Source organism: Microbacterium sp. Y-01, from assembly GCF_003856715.1.
GTDB classification, from domain to species: Bacteria; Actinomycetota; Actinomycetes; order Actinomycetales; family Microbacteriaceae; genus Microbacterium; species Microbacterium algeriense.
Genome location: NZ_CP024170.1, coordinates 183,379 through 200,386, shown reverse-complemented (window position 1 = coordinate 200,386; position 17,008 = coordinate 183,379). Strand labels below are relative to the sequence as shown.

General features: G+C 69.9%; 13 protein-coding genes and 1 pseudogene. 3 read left to right on the top strand and 11 right to left on the bottom strand.

Annotated elements, in window-relative coordinates; genetic code table 11:
- Positions 1-94: 94 nt before the first annotated feature.
- The 11 genes and pseudogenes from CSX12_RS00940 to CSX12_RS00890 all read right to left on the bottom strand — a co-directional run bounded on the left by CSX12_RS00940 (position 95) and on the right by CSX12_RS00890 (position 13,689).
- Positions 95-625, bottom strand: coding sequence for a cytochrome C5 (locus CSX12_RS00940; RefSeq protein WP_124894531.1), 531 nt, complete (start codon positions 623-625; stop codon positions 95-97).
- Positions 626-871: 246 nt separating this feature from the next.
- Positions 872-1,507 (bottom strand): hypothetical protein, encoded by a 636-nt coding sequence (locus CSX12_RS00935; protein WP_124894530.1) that lies wholly within the window; start codon positions 1,505-1,507, stop codon positions 872-874.
- Positions 1,508-1,747: 240 nt separating this feature from the next.
- Positions 1,748-3,859 carry a DUF11 domain-containing protein gene (locus CSX12_RS00930; protein WP_124894529.1) on the bottom strand — a complete coding sequence of 704 codons (2,112 nt, stop codon included), beginning with the start codon at positions 3,857-3,859 and terminating at the stop codon, positions 1,748-1,750.
- Positions 3,860-3,898: 39 nt separating this feature from the next.
- Complete coding sequence (locus CSX12_RS00925) at positions 3,899-4,591, bottom strand: hypothetical protein (RefSeq protein ID WP_124894528.1); 693 nt, start codon at positions 4,589-4,591, stop codon at positions 3,899-3,901.
- Positions 4,592-4,666: 75 nt separating this feature from the next.
- Positions 4,667-5,287, bottom strand: a complete 621-nt coding sequence (locus tag CSX12_RS00920) for an exosortase/archaeosortase family protein (protein ID WP_124894527.1) — start codon at positions 5,285-5,287, stop codon at positions 4,667-4,669.
- Complete coding sequence (locus CSX12_RS00915; protein WP_124894526.1) at positions 5,287-6,633, bottom strand: glycosyltransferase family 2 protein; 1,347 nt, start codon at positions 6,631-6,633, stop codon at positions 5,287-5,289. The genes CSX12_RS00920 and CSX12_RS00915 overlap by 1 nt, the downstream gene beginning before the upstream one ends.
- Entirely contained in the window at positions 6,617-6,808 is a 192-nt protein-coding gene (locus CSX12_RS00910; RefSeq protein WP_017203012.1) for an LPXTG cell wall anchor domain-containing protein, read from the bottom strand. The genes CSX12_RS00915 and CSX12_RS00910 overlap by 17 nt, the downstream gene beginning before the upstream one ends.
- Positions 6,808-7,904: pseudogene (gene wecB, locus CSX12_RS00905) on the bottom strand (UDP-N-acetylglucosamine 2-epimerase (non-hydrolyzing)). Before wecB ends, CSX12_RS00910 begins: the two are co-directional and overlap by 1 nt.
- Before the next feature lie 109 nt (positions 7,905-8,013).
- Positions 8,014-10,164 carry a DUF11 domain-containing protein gene (locus CSX12_RS00900; protein WP_124894525.1) on the bottom strand — a complete coding sequence of 717 codons (2,151 nt, stop codon included), beginning with the start codon at positions 10,162-10,164 and terminating at the stop codon, positions 8,014-8,016.
- Between the two features lie 107 nt (positions 10,165-10,271).
- Complete coding sequence (locus CSX12_RS00895) at positions 10,272-11,708, bottom strand: sigma-70 family RNA polymerase sigma factor (RefSeq protein ID WP_124894524.1); 1,437 nt, start codon at positions 11,706-11,708, stop codon at positions 10,272-10,274.
- A 112-nt stretch (positions 11,709-11,820) separates the two neighbouring features.
- Complete coding sequence (locus CSX12_RS00890; protein WP_124894523.1) at positions 11,821-13,689, bottom strand: DUF5979 domain-containing protein; 1,869 nt, start codon at positions 13,687-13,689, stop codon at positions 11,821-11,823.
- A 386-nt stretch (positions 13,690-14,075) separates the two neighbouring features.
- On the opposite strand from CSX12_RS00890, the gene CSX12_RS00885 reads away from it, so the two are divergent.
- The 3 genes from CSX12_RS00885 (at position 14,076) to CSX12_RS00875 (ending at position 17,007) form a co-directional block, all read left to right on the top strand.
- On the top strand, positions 14,076-14,813 hold the full coding sequence (locus CSX12_RS00885; RefSeq protein ID WP_225855681.1) for an SGNH/GDSL hydrolase family protein: 738 nt from the start codon (positions 14,076-14,078) through the stop codon (positions 14,811-14,813).
- A 101-nt stretch (positions 14,814-14,914) separates the two neighbouring features.
- Positions 14,915-15,655, top strand: a complete 741-nt coding sequence (locus tag CSX12_RS00880) for a peptidase E (RefSeq protein ID WP_124894521.1) — start codon at positions 14,915-14,917, stop codon at positions 15,653-15,655.
- Positions 15,652-17,007, top strand: a complete 1,356-nt coding sequence (locus CSX12_RS00875; protein ID WP_017203018.1) for an anaerobic C4-dicarboxylate transporter family protein — start codon at positions 15,652-15,654, stop codon at positions 17,005-17,007. The genes CSX12_RS00880 and CSX12_RS00875 overlap by 4 nt, the downstream gene beginning before the upstream one ends.
- Position 17,008 lies beyond the last annotated feature (1 nt).

Genomic DNA, 17,008 nt, shown 5'->3' with positions numbered 1-17,008 from the left:
GGGAACGCGCGACGGAACACCGTCGGATCGAGGACTCTCTGCCAACAGGAGCGGAGATCCTCGGGACGGTTACGCGCGTCCGGGAAGGCGGAGCTCAGTCCTCGTCAGGACCGCTGATCCGGTCGAGCAGCTCGTCGAGGCTGTCGACCTCGATCGTCTCGATGCCGTCGAGGTCCCGGACCTCGACACCGTCGACCTCGAGGTCCTCGTCGAGCTGCACCAGGATCCGCGAGTCGGGGAACTGCTTCGGGGCGAGGAATGCCAGGAGCACGGCATCCGCGAACACCACGACCGACGTGGCCTCGAGGTCGTCGCGCAGCGCGGTCTGCTCGGCCACGGGCTCGTCGTCGACCGCGTCCTCGATGTCATCCACGATCTCGTCGATGATCGTGCGCCACCGCGACTCGCTCACCGACAGCACGCGCGAGACCGCGGCCACCAGCGCGTCGGGGTCCACATCGTCTTCGTGGTCCTCCAGTTCCGGGTCGACGTTCACGTTCACGGCCGTGCCGGCGGCGTCGATGATCGCCCGGCCGTAGACGAGGTCGTTCTCCGCGACGGGCTCTTCGAGCAGTCCGCTCTCGACGATGCGGGCCAGGAGGGTGTCGAGTGCAGGCGATGTCATACCTCCAGTCTTTCGCATCCCTCGCCGCAGGGGGCGGGTCCCGTGGATCCAGCACCCCCGCGGGATCAGGCACTCCCGTGGATCCGGCGGCGCGCGGGATCAGGCACTCCCGCGGGATCAGGCGCTTGCGCGCGGGAACTGCCTGATTCGGGCGGATCGCCTGATGCGGCGGGCCGCGTGACCCTGCGGGAGCAGGCGGAAGGGCCGGGCACCCCGAGGAGTGCCCGGCCCTTCGCCCTCCGAGCGTCAGTCCGTCGTGGCGACGTCGACCGAGGTGACGGTGTGCTCCGCACCGTCCGCCGTGACAGAGGTGATGGTGAAGACCCCGGAGTCGGGCACTCCCCCGCCGCCCGCCTCGGTATCCAGGTCCCCGTTCCAGGCGGCCAGCCAGATGCCGTCCTTGAGCTGCGTCTCGACGACTCTTCCCGTGCTGGTCGTGATCGTGACCGCCGTCACGTCGTCCCCCGCCTGACCGACGGCGTTGAGGCGTCCGACACCGACGAAGTCGAAGTCGCTGCCCGCGACCCACGGCCCGAGCGAGGTGACGTCACCGGGGGCGACGTCGACCAGGTCCGCGTGACCGGAGACGGCGACCGCACCGTCCACGGTCTGCGTGATCTCGACGCCGTCGGCGCTCTTGGACACCGCGATGGTCCAGGCGTCGTGCGTCACCTCGACGGTCGGAGCGGCGGACGTCGAAGCGCTCGAGGGAGGTGTCGACGCGGGGACCTCCTCCGCCGACGCGGCCTGAGCGGCGAGTACGACGCCACCGACGGCGACCGCGACGCCCAAGGACGCCACGAGGAGCGCCTGGGACGCGCGACCGGGAAGGGACTGCTGTGCGGTGCCGGGCTGAGCCGGGCGCCTGTTCATCTCGTTCATACCCTCGACGCTACGGAGCGACCGGGGTCCAGAGCAGCCGTCTGGGGAGGTAACATGCTACATCTTCCGGAGGACGTCGCCGTGTGCGGTCGCGCCGGATCAGGCACTCCCGCGGGATCAGGAGCTTGCGCGCGGAAACTGCCTGATTCGGGCGGATCGCCTGATGCGGCGCACTGGCGGCGCGCACGCGGAAGGGGCCGCCCCTGCGGACGGCCCCTCCTGCCCTGCTGCTGATCCTCTCTATCGTGCGCTTCCGTAGTAGGAGACGTTCGGGAAGGCGAATCCGTCGCCGGCGCCGTTCCACACCCCGGTGAAGGTGATGACGACGGTCTGCCCGGACGCGAGCAGACCCTTCCACGCGATGCTGTTCCCGGTGACCGTTGCGGTACCGCTGTTCGCGGTCACGCTCCCGGCGTTCCAGCTCGAGTCGTCCAGGACGCCGGCGAGGTCGTACACGATCTCCGCGTTCGCCGAGTCGACGTTGCCGTTGTTGCCGAACTCCATCCGGTACGTCACGGCCTGGCCCGGCTGCGGGTCGGTCGGGTTCGAGTTGAACGTGTACTGGAAGAACTCCCGCTTGACGGTGTCCGTGTCGTCGTCGCAGACGTTCGACGCGTTGTTCGCGACAGCGCACGCCTGGTTGGTCAGAGCACCAGGAGGCGCCGACTGATTGACCTTCGCATTCACCTTCACCGTGACCGACTGGCCGGCAGCGAGATCGCCGAGTTCGGCGGTCACGGTGCGTCCGGCTGCGCTCACCGTCACGCCCGCAGGACCGCTGCCCGACACGAAGTCGAGACCGGCCGGAAGCGGATCGCTGACCACGACGCGCCTGGCGACGCCATCGCCGGTGTTCCGCACCACGAGGTCGTAGGTGAGCTCCTGCCCCAGCTTGACGTCGCCCTGCCCGTCGTCCTTGCTGATCGTCAGAGCCGGCTTCGTGATGGTGGTGTCGTCCCCGTCGCAGACCTGGGTCGCCGAGGTCGCCACCGCACAGGCGTTGTTGCGCAGGACACCGGACGGGGTGGCCGCGCCGACGGTCGCTTTGACGGTGATCGTCGACGACGCCCCGGGAGCGAGGGCGGGGATCGTGCCCTCGACGCGCTGACCGTTCACCGACACCTGACCGGTGGTCCCGGCCGTGTACGACGCGGTGATGCCGGTCAGTCCGGCAGGCAGGTCGTCACTGACGACGACGTTGCCGGCCGCACCGTCCCCGGTGTTGCGCACCACGATGTCGTAGGAGAGCTGGTCGCCGACGACAGCCGTGGTCTGGTGATCGTCCTTGTCGATCGTCAGCACCGGCTTGGTCTGCTTGGTGATGGTGGTGTCATCCCAGTCGCACGCCTGGTTGGACGACGTCGCCACGGCACACGCGTTGTTGCGTACGGTGCCGACGGGTGTCGTCGCGCCGACCGTCGCCTTCACCGTGAGCGTCGATGCGGCTCCGGGCGCGAGCGAGGGGATCGTGCCGCGAACCTGCTGGCCGTTGACGGAGACCTGCCCTGTCGTTCCCGCCGTGTACGAGGCGGTGATCCCGGTGAGTCCGGCCGGCAGGTCGTCGCTGATCGCCACATTGGTCGCCGCGGCGTCGCCGGTGTTGCGCACCACGATGTCGTAGGAGAGCTGGTCCCCGATGACCGCGGCGTCCCGGTGGTCGTCCTTGGCGACCGTCAGCACCGGCTTGGTGGGCTTGTCCACGTCGATGTCGATGCTGTGCAGGTCGCCGGGCACCTTGGTCCAGGTCGGCACCACGCCGAGGAAGGCCCCCTTGGAACGCATCGTGATCTGGAACTCGACTTTGGAGACCGTGCCGTTGACCTGCACGGTGCCGCTCTTGGCCGCGAAGTTGGTGGACGTGATCGTGTTCGACGTCACGTCGAGGTTCCCGCCGACCGAGCTCAGGGTGACCCCCGAGGTCTTCAGGGTGTACTTGGCGGAACTCTGCACGATGCCGCCGACGGAGTAGACGTCGCCGCCGAGGTTCCCGAGCTTGATCTTCGGATTCGCGATCTGCTGACCGAAGTCGACGACGACGCTCCCGCGAACGCATTCGACGCCGTTCTTGCAGGGGTAGCCCTCGTTGAGGCCGATGACGTTCAGTCCGAGCTCACCGCCGTCTCGGACCGTGGCGAGGTTGACGACGTCGCCGGAGCTCTTGACCTGGATCTTGTCGGTGGTGCTGATGGTGGCGGTCGCGCCGGCTGCGGAGGCGGTGCGGGTGTCGCCCGAGCCGCTCCAGCCGTTGATGTCGGCCGCCGTGGCCGCGGGGGCGGCCGCGAGGGCGCCCACCGCCAAAGCGGCGAGCAACCCCCCGGCCAGCGCACCCCGAAGAATGGATGTCTTCTTCACAGGTTCTGTGTCTTCCTCTTGTCGTGTGGCCGAAGCGGGTCAGTCGATGGACGACGGGCGGCGTCGCAGGACGAACGTGCCCGCGGCGCCGACCGCGAGGACGCCGGCACCCGCGAGGCCGACCGTCGGGTCGACCATCGGCACGGCGGGACGCTCCGCGAACTGGTGGCTGTAGTTGTAGGTGAACCGCTGGTCATCCGTGAACACGCCGCCGGTGTAGAGGACCTTGGCGCTGTTGGTGATCTGCGGCCCCCAGTAGTCCTTCGCGACCTGGAACGTCGCCATGGGCGTCACGATCCTGGTGCCGCCGTCATGCGTGACGTTGAAGGTCCAGACCACGTTCGCGCCGATGAGCTGGCCGCCCTCGGTCGCCGACACGAAGCTCGTGTTGGCCGGCACGGGGAGGATGACCTTGTAGACGCCGTCGATCTGCTCGTCGTTGACGAGCTGGACGATGGCGCCCTCCTTGATCTCCGATTCCGGCGTGACGCCCGTGGCGGCGGTCTGCGTCGCGCGGCCGAGGTAGCCGCGCACCTGCACCGGAGAGTCGGCTTCGTCCGTGGACTGCGCCTGTGCCGGCGCGGGCCGGGTCGGCGCCGGGTAGGCCGATGAGTTGCTGTCCGGAGCGATCGGCTGCTCGGCGGCCGTGGCCGCCTGACCTCCGAGGAGCGACCCCCCGATGATCAGCAGGCCGATCCCGGTGGTGCATGCGGACTTGAGGATGCTCTTCATCTCGAGCCCCTTTCTTGAATTGACGCGGCGGGCAGAGTGCTTCGCCACGGACTAGACGGAAGGGGCGGTGGTTGATTACGCCCGCTGTCGGCGGGCGTACCGGCGCGTCTGCTGCCGCCGGAACAGGTGCAGATCCGCGATCACGACGACGAAGACCAGGTAGGCGGCGCTGAAGCCGATGATGCTGAGCACCGAGCCGATCAGGCGGTGCGTGAGCTCGTAGCCCACGTCGAAGCCGAGCGCGTGCGATCCGAGGGCGATCACGCCGAGCCGCACCTGATTGGTCAGGAAGATCACGGCCACCGACAGGATCAGCGCGCGGAGCACGCGCCCCCAGCTCACCCGCTTCATGGCCAGGATCACTCCGGACAACGCGAGCAGAGGCGCGGTGAGGAACGCGATCGTGCACTCGTTGGTCACCATGAAGGCGACCGTCCTGCCGGGTTCGACCTCGAGGATGAAGTAGTTCAGGTAGGGGCGGACGCCCCCGGGGACGAGCGGGGAGAGCCAGGCGCTGGCGACGCCGGCCTCGACGATGCGGACCCGCTCCTCGAAGACGATGAGCAGCACGGCGACGGCGACAAGGGCGAGTCCGATCAGCACCCGCAGAGCGGTGTCGACGGCGGAGGGGCGTCGTCGGGCGCGGGGCGCAGGCGGGGCTTCGAACCCGCGCTGCGAGAGGGCGAATGCGGGCATCAGCTGTCCTTAGCGATGGGTCCGGAGACGTTGATCTCTCCGTTGCGGCGGGTCTTGGCCCACCCGTTCCGGCCGCGCAGGATCCGATAGATGGCCCGCGCACCCGTCAGATAGACGTAGTAGTCGTACAGCCACAGCCCGAAGCCCCAGAGGATCCCCGTCCAGAAGCCTGCCTGCGGTTCGCTGTAGCGGCGGTAGAGCGGTCCCCAGATGAAGAACGGGCCGATGCCGAACGCGAGATAGAACACGGCGAGCAGAGCGAGCGACGCGGGCGGCAGGCTGACTGCTCCGGAGAGGAGGCCGATCGCGGCGCCGATGAACAGCGTCACGGCGGCGAGGTTCGCGATGACCTGGAAGAACGGAAGGATCAGGTAGTAGCAGGCCTCGAAGACGCCGGCGTTCGTGAACTTCGTCGACCGTGCGATCTCGGGCACGTACCGGATGCACTGCATGTTCCCCTGCGCCCACCGCGTCCGCTGCACCGTGAAGCGCAGGAAGTCGTGCAGAGCCTCCTGGGAGACGTAGGTGTCGTGCAGGTGGCGGTTCTTGTGGCCGGCGAGCAGCACGTGGATGCCGAGCTCGTAGTCCTCGAGGAGGGATCCGTGCCAGGGCCGGTCCGATTGCGCGGAGATCTCGTCCAGCACCGACAGCCGGGTGAACTGGCCGTTGCCGCCGAGTCCGACGGTCTGCGTCCACCCGCGCAGGGACTGGACGGCTGCTATCGGACCGCGGAACTCGATGTCCTGCATCCGGATGAGGAAGCGTCCGAACGTGTTCCGCACCCGGCCGGCACCGGGTACCGGGTGCCGGTCGTCGCGGTTCTTCATGTACACGGTGACCTGAGCGGCTCCCACCTCGGGATCTCCGAACGCGTTCGGCGAGGCCGCCTGCCGCAGGATGTTCTCGGCCACCTCGCCGTCCGCGTCGACCACGCAGACGATCACGCGGGAGCGGTCGACGTCGTCGGGCAGGAAGGCGTGCAGCTGGAAGTACGCGGCGTTGAGGGCATCGCCCTTGCCGGTCCTGGCGTCGGGGCGCCGCCGCTGGACGAGGTGGACGAAGGGGTCCTCGTCCGCCGCCGCCTGCACGATCGCGGAGGTGTCGTCGTCGCTGTCGTCGTCGATCACCCAGACGTGCGCCTCGGGCACCGTCGTGCGGAGCATGCGGATCGTCCGCCCGATGACGACCTCCTCGTCCCGGCACGGCACGAACATGTGCCATTCGAACGCGTCGACCGGTCCCTCCGGATCGGGTCGGCGACGCAGGAACGGCACCACGATCATGAACACGTAGACGAGGAATGTCAGCGTGACGAGGAAGGAGATGGCGTTAGCGGCAGCGATCACGACGCCCTCGGGGGTCGGCCACGGCATGGCGGAGCAGCCGCTGACGCCAGAGCAGGAACGCGCCGGCGCCCATCGAGACCGCAGCGGCCACGACCCAGGTCACCACCGAGTCGGGTCCGGTCATCGCGAGCGTGCCGACCAGGGCGATCGGAGTGGATACCTCGTTGCTGTACATCAGGCCTCCTCGGGGGTGATCTCGGTCACGGCGACGCGGATGTGCTCCGCGATGCGCTCTGTCGCCTTTCCGTCGCCGAAGGGCGAGGGGAGGGCGTCGAGCCGTTCGAGCGTGCGCTCCACGGACGCGAGCAGGGCGGCCGTCTCCGCCGCGAGGGTCTGCGGGGTCACCAGCTTGGTGAAGGTGCCCAGCGCCTCGGGCCGCTCGGTGGAGTCGCGGACGACGAGCACGGGGCGCCCCAGGACGGTCGCCTCCTCCTGGATTCCCCCGAGTCCGACACCAGCACCGCGGCGTGTGCGGCGAGCGCGAGGAAGCGCTCGTACGGGAGCGGGTCCTCGGCGATCAGCGCGTCCAGCAGATGCGTGGCCTCGAGCGAGGTCAGCATCGCCCTGGTGCGCGGATGCACGGGGAAGACGACGGGCCAGCCCGACGCCGCGATGCGGTTGAACGCGTGCAGCGTCGCGAGCAGGTTCTCCGGATCGTCGACGTTCTCCTGCCGGTGCAGGGTCGCCAGCACGTATCGAGAGGGATACAGGCCGAGTCGGACGAGCTCGTCGCCGTCGGCTTGAGCGGCGGCGCGCTGCGACCGCACCGCCTCGACCACGGGGTTGCCTGTCACGAGGATGCGCTCGTCGGCGATGCCCTCGGCGAGGAGGTTGGCCCTGTTCGCCTCCGTCGCGGCGAACAGGTCGTCGGCGATGTGATCGACCATGACGCGGTTGTGCTCCTCGGGCATCCGCCGGTCGTTGGCACGGAGCCCGGCCTCGACGTGACCGAGGCGGACTCCGACGGCGTTCGCGGCGAGCGCGGCCGCGAACGTCGCGTTGGTGTCGCCCTGCACGACGACGTACTTCGGCTCGAAGCGGGTGACCGCCTCGGCGATCTGCTCGGCACCGCGTCCGATCTGCGCGGCTCGTGGGAGGCCGCCCACGTGCAGCTGGAGATCGACGCGGCCGATGCCGCAGGACTGCAGGAACGCGCGGGACATGCCGTGGTCGTAGTGCTGGCCCGTGTGGACGACGTACGCGGCGTCACCGAGACGGCGGACGAGCGGCGCGAGCTTGACGATCTCGGGACGCGTTCCGAACACGACCATCACCGACGATCTCGGCAGACCGACGGGCGAGGAGGATGGGGAGAGCTTCATTTCTGGGTACCTCGATCAGCCCTCGGGGGAGGCTCCCCGAGGCTGACGTGACGAGTGGTTATCGGTTGGACTTGCGGCGAGCGCCGAGCACGAGGAGCAGCGCCCCGCCGACCAGCAGCACGACCGCCGGGATCGCGGACAGGATGGTGCCGCCGGTCTGGGCGAGGCCGGCGGGGGCCGGAGCGCGGACGGCTGTCACCGCGCACGACCAGCCGGCGTCGTCCTGGCAGGGATGCGCGGCGGTGAGGGGCGGAAGCGCGGGCAGCCCGGACAGATCCTCCGGCACCGCGATGCCGGCCTGTTCCGCCGCGTCTCGCAGAGCCTCGATCATGGTCGCGTCGTAGGCGACGGTGGCGCGATTGGTGATCTCTCCCCGCGCGTTCGCGGGAACCTGGACCCGCAGCGTCAGGGTGGCCGTCGCGCCGGATCCGAGCTCGGGGATCACCCAGCCCACGCGGTCCTTCACCGCCGCGCCGCCGGTCGATGCCGCGATGAAGCGTGCGCCGTCGGGCAGGTCGTCGACGACGGGGATCTGCGTCGCGGTGCCGGGGCCGGTGTTGGCCACCGTGATCGTGTAGTCGAGGATCGCTCCCGCCTGAGCCGTGGCCTGCGCGACCGTCTTGCTGATCTCCAGTGCGGCGGCCGGGGCGACAGCCGTCACCGCGCACGCCTGCTGCGGGTCATCGGGGCACGGGGTGACGGCGGTCGGTGCCGGGCTGCCGGCCGGAGCGTCTGCCGGGTTCTGCACCGCGGCACGGTTCACCAGCTGCGCCTCCTCGAGTCCGGCGGGGGTCGTTCCGCTCACGTGCAGCTCGACGCTGCCTCCTGCGGCGACCTCGGGCAGGGTCCATCGCACGGCGCCGTCGTCGACGACACCGCCCTGATCGGCGGTCACCCCGGTCAGCGCGGCGGGCAGCATGTCGACCACGGGAACGCCGGCGACCGCCCCGGTGCCGGAGTTGGCCACGACCAGGGTGTAGGAGAGCGACTCGCCGTGACCGGCGACCTGCTTGTCCACGACCTTCGAGATCGAGAGGGCGGGAAGCGCGGTGACCGCCGTGGTGGCGCACGCCGCGGCGGCGTCGTCGGTGCACGGTGTCGTGGAGACCGGCGCCGGCGTCTTCTCCGGAGCGTCAGCGGGGTTCTTCGCCACCGCACGGTTCACGAGCATCGAACCCGCTGTCGACCGGTCGACGGTCCCGGTCACGTGCAGGAGGGTCTGCTCACCGGCCGGGATGCTGTCGATGGTCCAGGACACCCGCCCGTCCGCGATCGCGCCGCCCTGATCGGCGGTGGCATCGGTCAGACTGGACGGGAGAGTGTCGGTGACGGGCACCCCGTGGGCGGCGGCTTCGCCGGTGTTGGACACGGTGATGGTGTAGTCCAGGGTGTCGCCGGGCACGGCGGCGGCCTTGTCCACGACCTTCGACACCGTCAGCGCCGCGAGCTTCGGCTCCGGCTCGGGAGTCGGTGTCGCAGTCGGAGTGGGCGTCGGGGTCGGGGTGGGCATCGCCGTGGCCCTGGCGGTCACCCCCAACGCATAGGCGTCCAAGCCGGCCGTCTGGGAAGGGCTCAGGCCGAAACGGGCGATGTCGAACACGATCTTGGTGATCTTCGTGCCCGGCACCGTGAAGCTCCCGCAGCCGCCGGGACGCGGCGAGGCCGTGCAGTTGATCCGGACATCGCCGCGGAAGTACCCGTCGCCTCCGTCGACGAAGGTCGCGCCGTCCGACACCACCGCCTTCGTGGCACCGCCGTCGGCCGACGCGAAGCGGATCCCGTCGGCGGCGGACCAGCCGAAGGCGCCTCCGGTCCCGGCTCCGAACTCCGCGATGTGGATGGCGGGATCGTCGACGGGCCGATCGAACTCGACGGTGATCTGCCCCTCGCCGCATCGCTTCGCCGTGCCGCAGTTCTTCCGCGAGTGGACGTCGAGGACGGGGAGGGTGCTCGCGGAGACGCCGGGGGCGTACATCGCATCGGTCCCGCTCCAGGAACTGAGCGTCTTGCCCTGGGCCCCGAACGTGCGCGACTCGTCGCCGGAGATCGTCGCGGTCGCGATCGTGCCGTCCGCGAGCGTGAAGGTACCGGTCCGGGGATCCGAGATCGTGGCGGACTCGTCGGCCGCAGCGGCGGGGGAGCCGACGGCGACGCCGGCCCCGAGGACGAGCAGGATTCCGAGCATGAACGTGCCCGATCGTTTCCTCATGGCGTATTGCTTCCTATCTCGCGTGCCTGGTCATCCCGGGCACCGTGGGGGTGCCGGACGTGTACTGGACGGCGAAAGCCGCCGGGGATTACGCGCGCCCGTCGGAATCAGTCGACGATGATCACGGTCGCCGACGCCGTGCCCGACACTCCCGCGATGTTGGACTGCGCGAAGCTCAGGGTGACGGCGGTCCCCGACGCGACGGGAGAGGAGCTGACGTCGAGGCTCGCCTGCCACAGCTCGGTGCTCGGGCACGCTCCCGCGGCGAGCGTGACGCCGTAGGCGGAGACCGTGAGGTCGGCCCCGACCTCACATCTGACGGTGATCGAGAGCACCTCGGTGCGGGAGACCTGCGTCGGGATCTCGATGACCACGGGCGGGCCGGGCACGCTCACCGCGGGCGGAGGCGGCGGGGGCGGCGGTGCCGGGGCTTCGAGCACGTCCGGGGCCACGGATGCCTCGGGGGCGGGGTCGGGTGCGTCGACGACGGGGAGGGGCTCGGGGCTCGGGGACGACACCGCCGTCGGAGCGGGGGTCGGCTCAGGGACGGCGCGGTGCACGAGCTGCTCCGTGGTCTGCGATGAGGCGGTCACCGCCGGCTCTCCGACGAGCGTGGTCGCGACCCCCACACCGAGCGTCGCGGCGGTGACGGCCGCGACGACGGCGAGGCTCGCCTTGCCGGTCACGAGGCCGGCGACCGGCAGGGTCACGGCGGCCGGCATCGGTGCCGCGCTCGCCGATATGCCCGCGGAGGTCAGGGCTCCCCACACCTGCGCACCGGCACCCACGGCGACGCCCGTCGGGAAGAGGACCGTGAGCATCCGCGAGCTGGCCTGCCTCGCCTCCGCCGCCTTCGCCCGGCAGTCGGCGCATTCGTCGAGGTGCGCATGGATGCGTTGGTTGTCCCGTGGGGTGAGGCGACGACGGGCATGCGCTCCGAGCTTGCCGAGCGTCCAGCGGCATTCCTTCGACGTCGGAGGCTGCGCCGAGACGTGCGCCGTGATCCACGCCTGCCGGAGACCCTCCCTGGCCCGGAAGGCGAGCACTGCTGCCGCACGTTCGCTGATGTCCAGGCGTTTGCCGATCTCCTGCATGGACAGGTGCTCGACCTCGCCGAACCACAGCACGTCTCGCCAGCGCTCCGGAAGCGTGAGGATCGCCTGCGACACGAGCGACGCGTCGAAATCGGCGTCCGCAGCCGCCTCCGTCGTCGTCGGGTCCTCGACCGCCTCGATGTACTCGATGGGCACCTCTCGGCGGGAGCGGCCCCAGCTGATCGCCAGATTCCTCATCGTCGCGAAGAGGTAGGGCTTGAACGCGGCCGTCGGGCCTTTCCCGGCCTGGATGGCCTGGTAGATCCGGGTGAAGGACTCGGCCACCAGATCGTCCGGATCCGTCGACCACCAGTAGGAGCGCGCGACCGCCGACGCCGCCGGTGCGTATCTCTCCCAGAGTTCGGCGTACGCATGCTGATCGCCCGTACGAGTACGGGCGAGGAGGTCGGCGTCGCGCTCCCGTTCGGCGTCTGCGTGTTGGTCGGTCATGTCTCCCCTTCCCCCGCGGGGGTCTGTCAGGACCTGACGACGGGCGCCGGTCCTGTGCGATTCGCACCGAGGGGGGTGCCGCCGACCGTCGTGGACGGCACCCCACCTCGGGTCACGGCTGGCGGCTGGATCGTCGGAGCCGCCGCACCGCGACCAGGCCTCCTCCCGCAGCGAGCATCAGCACCCCGATGAGTGCGCTCCACGTCGCCGGTTCGCCTCCCGTGATCGCCAGCGATCCCCCGGCGGATCCCGGCTTCGCGGGCGAGCTCGGCGTCGTCGGGGTGAGGGGAGTGCTCGGCGTGCCCGGCACCACGGGCGGGGTGACGACCGTGACCGGGTTGGTGACCGACACCGTGACGGCCTCGTCGCCGACGGTGAAACGCTCGGGCGAGATCACCGGGTCGCCCCAGGTGATCCCCTCGACGGGCTTCGGCGCCCGTTCCCGGATCGTGACGTCGGCGCCCACCGGCAGCGCGGGCGCGGACACCGGGGTGCCGGCCTCGAGCGTGAGCTCTCCGGAGCCTGCCGGGAATCCCGGACCGGCGGGATACGAGTACTCGAGCACGTAGCGGGTCGCTGCCGGCACCATCGCGGTCGCCTTCGCCGGCCCGGCGAGCGTCTTCATCGCGAGGAACGGCTGGGTGCGCAGGGTCGCCGTGTTGGTCAGCGTCACCGCGACGGACTCGTCACCCCGGATGGTGACCGTCTGCGGCGAGAACGCGGGAGCCGCCCACTCGAGGTTCGCCGGCAGCCCGGCGAGGGATTCGGAGAGTGAGACCGTGCTGCCGGCGGCGAAAGCGGGACTGGTCCACGTCTCGCCCGCCTGGACGGCGAACTCGCCGGTCGCGGTGCTGCCTTGCGGGGTGGCCACGACGTAGCTGCCGTGGAAGGTGAGGTCTTCCAGGTTCGCGGTGTCGCCGTCGAGCTTCTTGGAGATCGTGAACGTCCCCACCCCTGTGCCCTCTCCCGTGCCCGAGCCGCCGTGACGGGTGACCTCGGAGGTCACGGTGGAGGCGCTCTGGGTTCCGACGGTGATCTCGGCCGCGTTCTGATACGTGCCGGCCGCTCCGGCGTCCGTCACCTTCGACAGGTAGTGGACGTTGTAGAAGTACCCCTCGCGCGCCGTGAAGCTCACGGTCGTGCCGTCGGCGGAGACGGTGTAGTCGGAAGCGGCCACCTCGGCGAACGGCCCGGGCACGACCATCCCGCTGGGGAGCGTCTGGAACGCGTTCGCCGCCCACAGGCTCGGGGAGCGCTCGCCGGTGGCGGATTGGGAGAGGAGCTCCTGGTTCGCGCCGATCACATCCTTGACGACGACCTCCTGGCCCCCGGTCATGCCCGTGGCGCCCGCGCCGATCGCGACGTCCCACTGGATCGTGTCCGTGCTGTTCTGGTACTCGCCGCTCTTGAAGTTCGAGCGCCCCGTGAACGTGCAGTCCTCGGTGCAGATGAACGGATCGGGCTTCACGTCGACCGATGCGGTGACGTCGCCGAAGTCGTAGTCGACGGTGGTCTGCTCGGTGACCTGGGTCGTGACCGTCGCCCAGAACGAGAACCTCCCGGACAGGCCGAGAGGGTGGCTGCGCAAGTAGGCGCTGTCGAAGTCGCAGACGAGCTGCGTGCCGGTCGCGACGCAGTCCCCGGCCTTGGCGCCGGTCGCATCGAGCAGCGGGAATCGGTCCGGCATGCCCTGCAGATCCGCCGGCAGATCGACGACGAACCCAGCGGGTGCCGTCGGATTGTCCGGCAGAGACCAGGTGCCCTTGAGCTCGGCCCTGGTCCCGCTCGTGACGGTGCTCTGCGCGAAGGCGAGCGAGTCGATCTTCGCCTCGGTCGCGTACGGGGGAGCAGCCGTCGCGGACAGCGGCGCCAGCAGGGCTCCGATCAGTCCCAGGACGAGTGCGGCGGCAGCGGAACCGCGGCGAGACGGACGGCGGTCCGCGCGTCGGCGCGGCCGAGCAGGTGGCGAATCGGTCAACATGAATTTCCTCCGGTGAAAAGCCGCACACGAATCGAAGAGCGCGGTTACAAGGCAGACACAGTAACATGTTACGTCTTACGCGTCGGCCGGAAATATACTGCAAATCCTCGGCACGGCGCCCATCGCCGGGTTGCATCAGACGACGTCCGAGGTCCGTCGGACGGATGACGACCGTCCTCACCCGGCGCGGCCAGAGAAGTGCGGCGGGCCAGGGGAGGCGGCCCGCCGCACGAGGGCTCGGCTCCGGAGAACGTCGACGAGGTGGGAACTCACCGACGCCGGACCACGGATCCCGTCCGTGCTCGAGCGCCCGACCTCACCCTCGGGGACAGGACGCGCTCACGCCCGAAGCATTACGCGCGGGCTCGCGGATTATGCTCGAACCCGTGCCCATCGCCGCATCCGCCTCCCCCGCCACCGCCGATTCCGACCGCCGCCGGCTCGCCGCCGCACTGACCGATCCGGCGCCGTTGAACTGGATCATCACAGGCGATTCGATCACCCACGGCCTCGTGCACACCCAGGGAGGACGCAGCTACCCGGAGCACCTGCACGAGCTGATCCGCGGAGAGCTCGAGCGCGTGCGCGACATCGTGCTCAACACGGCGATCAGCGGCAACCGCATCGTCGATCTCCTGGACGACTGGGATCGCCGAGTCGCATCCTGGCGCCCGGACGTCGTCACCCTCATGATCGGCACCAACGACGCTTCGGACGGCGGCCCGCGCCCCGTCATCAGCGCGGACGACTATGCCGCGTCGCTGCGCGACTTCGTGACGCGGGTCCGCGGGCTCGGCGCGATCCCCGTACTGCAGACCCCGCCGGCGATCGACGTGCGCAATGCGCCTGAGCGCGGGCGGATCGGCGAGTTCGCCGCGGCCGTCCGCCGGGTCGCCGTCGACGAGGACGTCATCCTCGTCGACCAGCACGCCCGCTTCGCGGAGCTCGGCGACGGGGGTGTGCCGTGGGGGCTGATGAACGACCCCTTCCACCCCGGCGCCGCCGGCCACGCCGCCCTGGCACAGGAACTGGCGCGCGTCCTCGGCATCCGTCCGGAGGGCCCGCGCGCCCGCACCCTCGCCCTCCTGGAGGGCATCGTGGGCACGGCGCGCATGAACACGTAAGGCGGTCGCCCCTCACCCCCACCGGATGAAGACACCCTGGACGGCGGCCTCGGCGCCGCAGTAGGTTGAGCGCATTCACACTCGACAGTGAGGTGGGGGGCATGTCACACGTCGTCGCGACAGGGGCCGGCAAGGCCATGATGGAGCGCCGGAACGATCCGACGCACGACTACATCCTCGGGCTCACCGGCAAGGAGCGCCCGCGCGTGCTCTTCGTCGGCACGGCCACCGGCGACGATGCCGCCTACATCGTCAGCTTCTATTCCACGTACGACTCCGACCGCTGCGCGCCGCACCATCTGCCGCTGTTCCATCGCGCCGTCGACGATCTGGCCGGCTTCGTGCGCGGCTTCGATGTGATCCACGTCGGCGGCGGGAACACCGCGAACATGCTCGACGTGTGGAAGCGCCAGGGCCTGGACGAGATCATGCGCGAGCTGTGGGAGGACCCCGATTCGAACGTGGTGTTCACCGGCGGCAGCGCGGGCGGCATCTGCTGGTTCGAGGGAGGCACGACCGACAGCTACGGCCCCACGCTCCAGGTGCTGCCGGAAGGACTCGGTTTCCTGCACGGCAGCTTCTGCCCGCACTACGACGCCGAGGACCAGCGCCGGCCCCTCTTCCACGCCTCTCTCCTGAGCGGGGAGCTGTCCACGGGTTACGCGGTCGGCAACCTCCAGTCGCTGCACTTCGAGAACTCCGACTTCGTGACCGCGATCAGCCCGGTCGACGATCCCCTGGCGCTACGGGTCGAGGCGGTCGACGGGAAGATCGTCGAGACGGAACTGCCGACCAGGCGGCTCACCGGATCGGCACCCGTCGTGAAGGGGCCGTCGTCATGAACGACAACGTGTGGATCCTCGTCGCACAGCTCGTCGTGGTCATCCTCGCGATCTTCATGGGGACCCGCACGAGCGGCATCGGACTCGGCGTCTGGGGGCTCGTCGGCGTCGCCGTCCTCGTGTTCCTGTTCGGCGAGGCGCCGGGAAACGCGCCCGTCGACGCCGTCTTCATCGTCATCACCGTGATCACCGCCGCCTCGACCATGCAGGCGGCGGGCGGCATCGACTGGATGGTCTCGGTCGCCGCGAAGGTCATCCGCCGGCGTCCCCGATCGGTCGTCTTCCTCGCCCCGGCGATGTCGTTCCTGTTCACGGTCGGCGCCGGGACCGGCAACATCTTCTACCCGCTGCTCCCGGTCATCTACGACGTCTCGTACCAGCAGAAGATCCGCCCGGAGCGCGCACTGTCGGTCTCCGCCGTCGCCTCGCAGGTCGGCATCCTCTGCTCCCCGGTGTCCGCAGCCACCGCGTCGATGGTCGTGCTGCTCGCCCCGCAGGGCGTCGACCTCGGCGGCCTCCTGCTGATCATGTGGCCGGCCTCGATCGCCGGCCTCCTCCTCGCCGCGCTCGTCATGATGCGCCACGGCAAGGACCTCGAGGACGACCCCGAATACCAGCGGCGACTGGCCGAACACCAGATCAAGCCGCCCGTGGTCGACGCGCACGAGAAGAAGCTCGCCCCCACCGCCGTGCTGTCGGCCGGTCTGTTCCTCGCCGGCGTCGCCGTGATCGTGTTCTTCGGCCTGTTCGAGAACCTGCGGCCCGTGATCGGCACGGACGACAACGGCGACCCGCTGCGCCTCAGCGTCACGGTCATCATCGAGGTGACGATGGGCATCATCGCCGCCCTGATCTTCGTGTTCTGCAAGGTGAAGGCCGCGGACGTGCCGAAGCAGCCCACCTTCCCCGCCGGCATCGTCGGAGCGATCGCCCTGTTCGGCATCGCGTGGCTGGCGAACACGTTCGTCGCGGCGAACCAGACGCTCATCGTCGACGGCCTGGGCTCGGTGGTCTCGGGGTCGTCGGCGTTCCTCGGCGCTCTGCTGTTCGCCCTCGCCCTCTTCGCGGTCGCGATGCTCACCACCAGCCAGTCGAGCGCCACGAATGCGATCGTCCCGATCGGCATCACGATCGGTCTTCCGGCCACGCTCCTGGTGGGGCTGTGGCCGGCGACGATGGGCATCTACACCCTGCCGGCGAACGGCAGCCAGGTGGCCACGGTCGCGTTCGACCAGACCGGCACGACCAGGATGGGCAAGTTCGTCGTCGACCACTCCTTCCAGCTGCCGAACCTCGTGTACATCGGCACCGCGATCATCGTCGGAGTGACGCTGTCCTTCCTGTTCGGCTGAC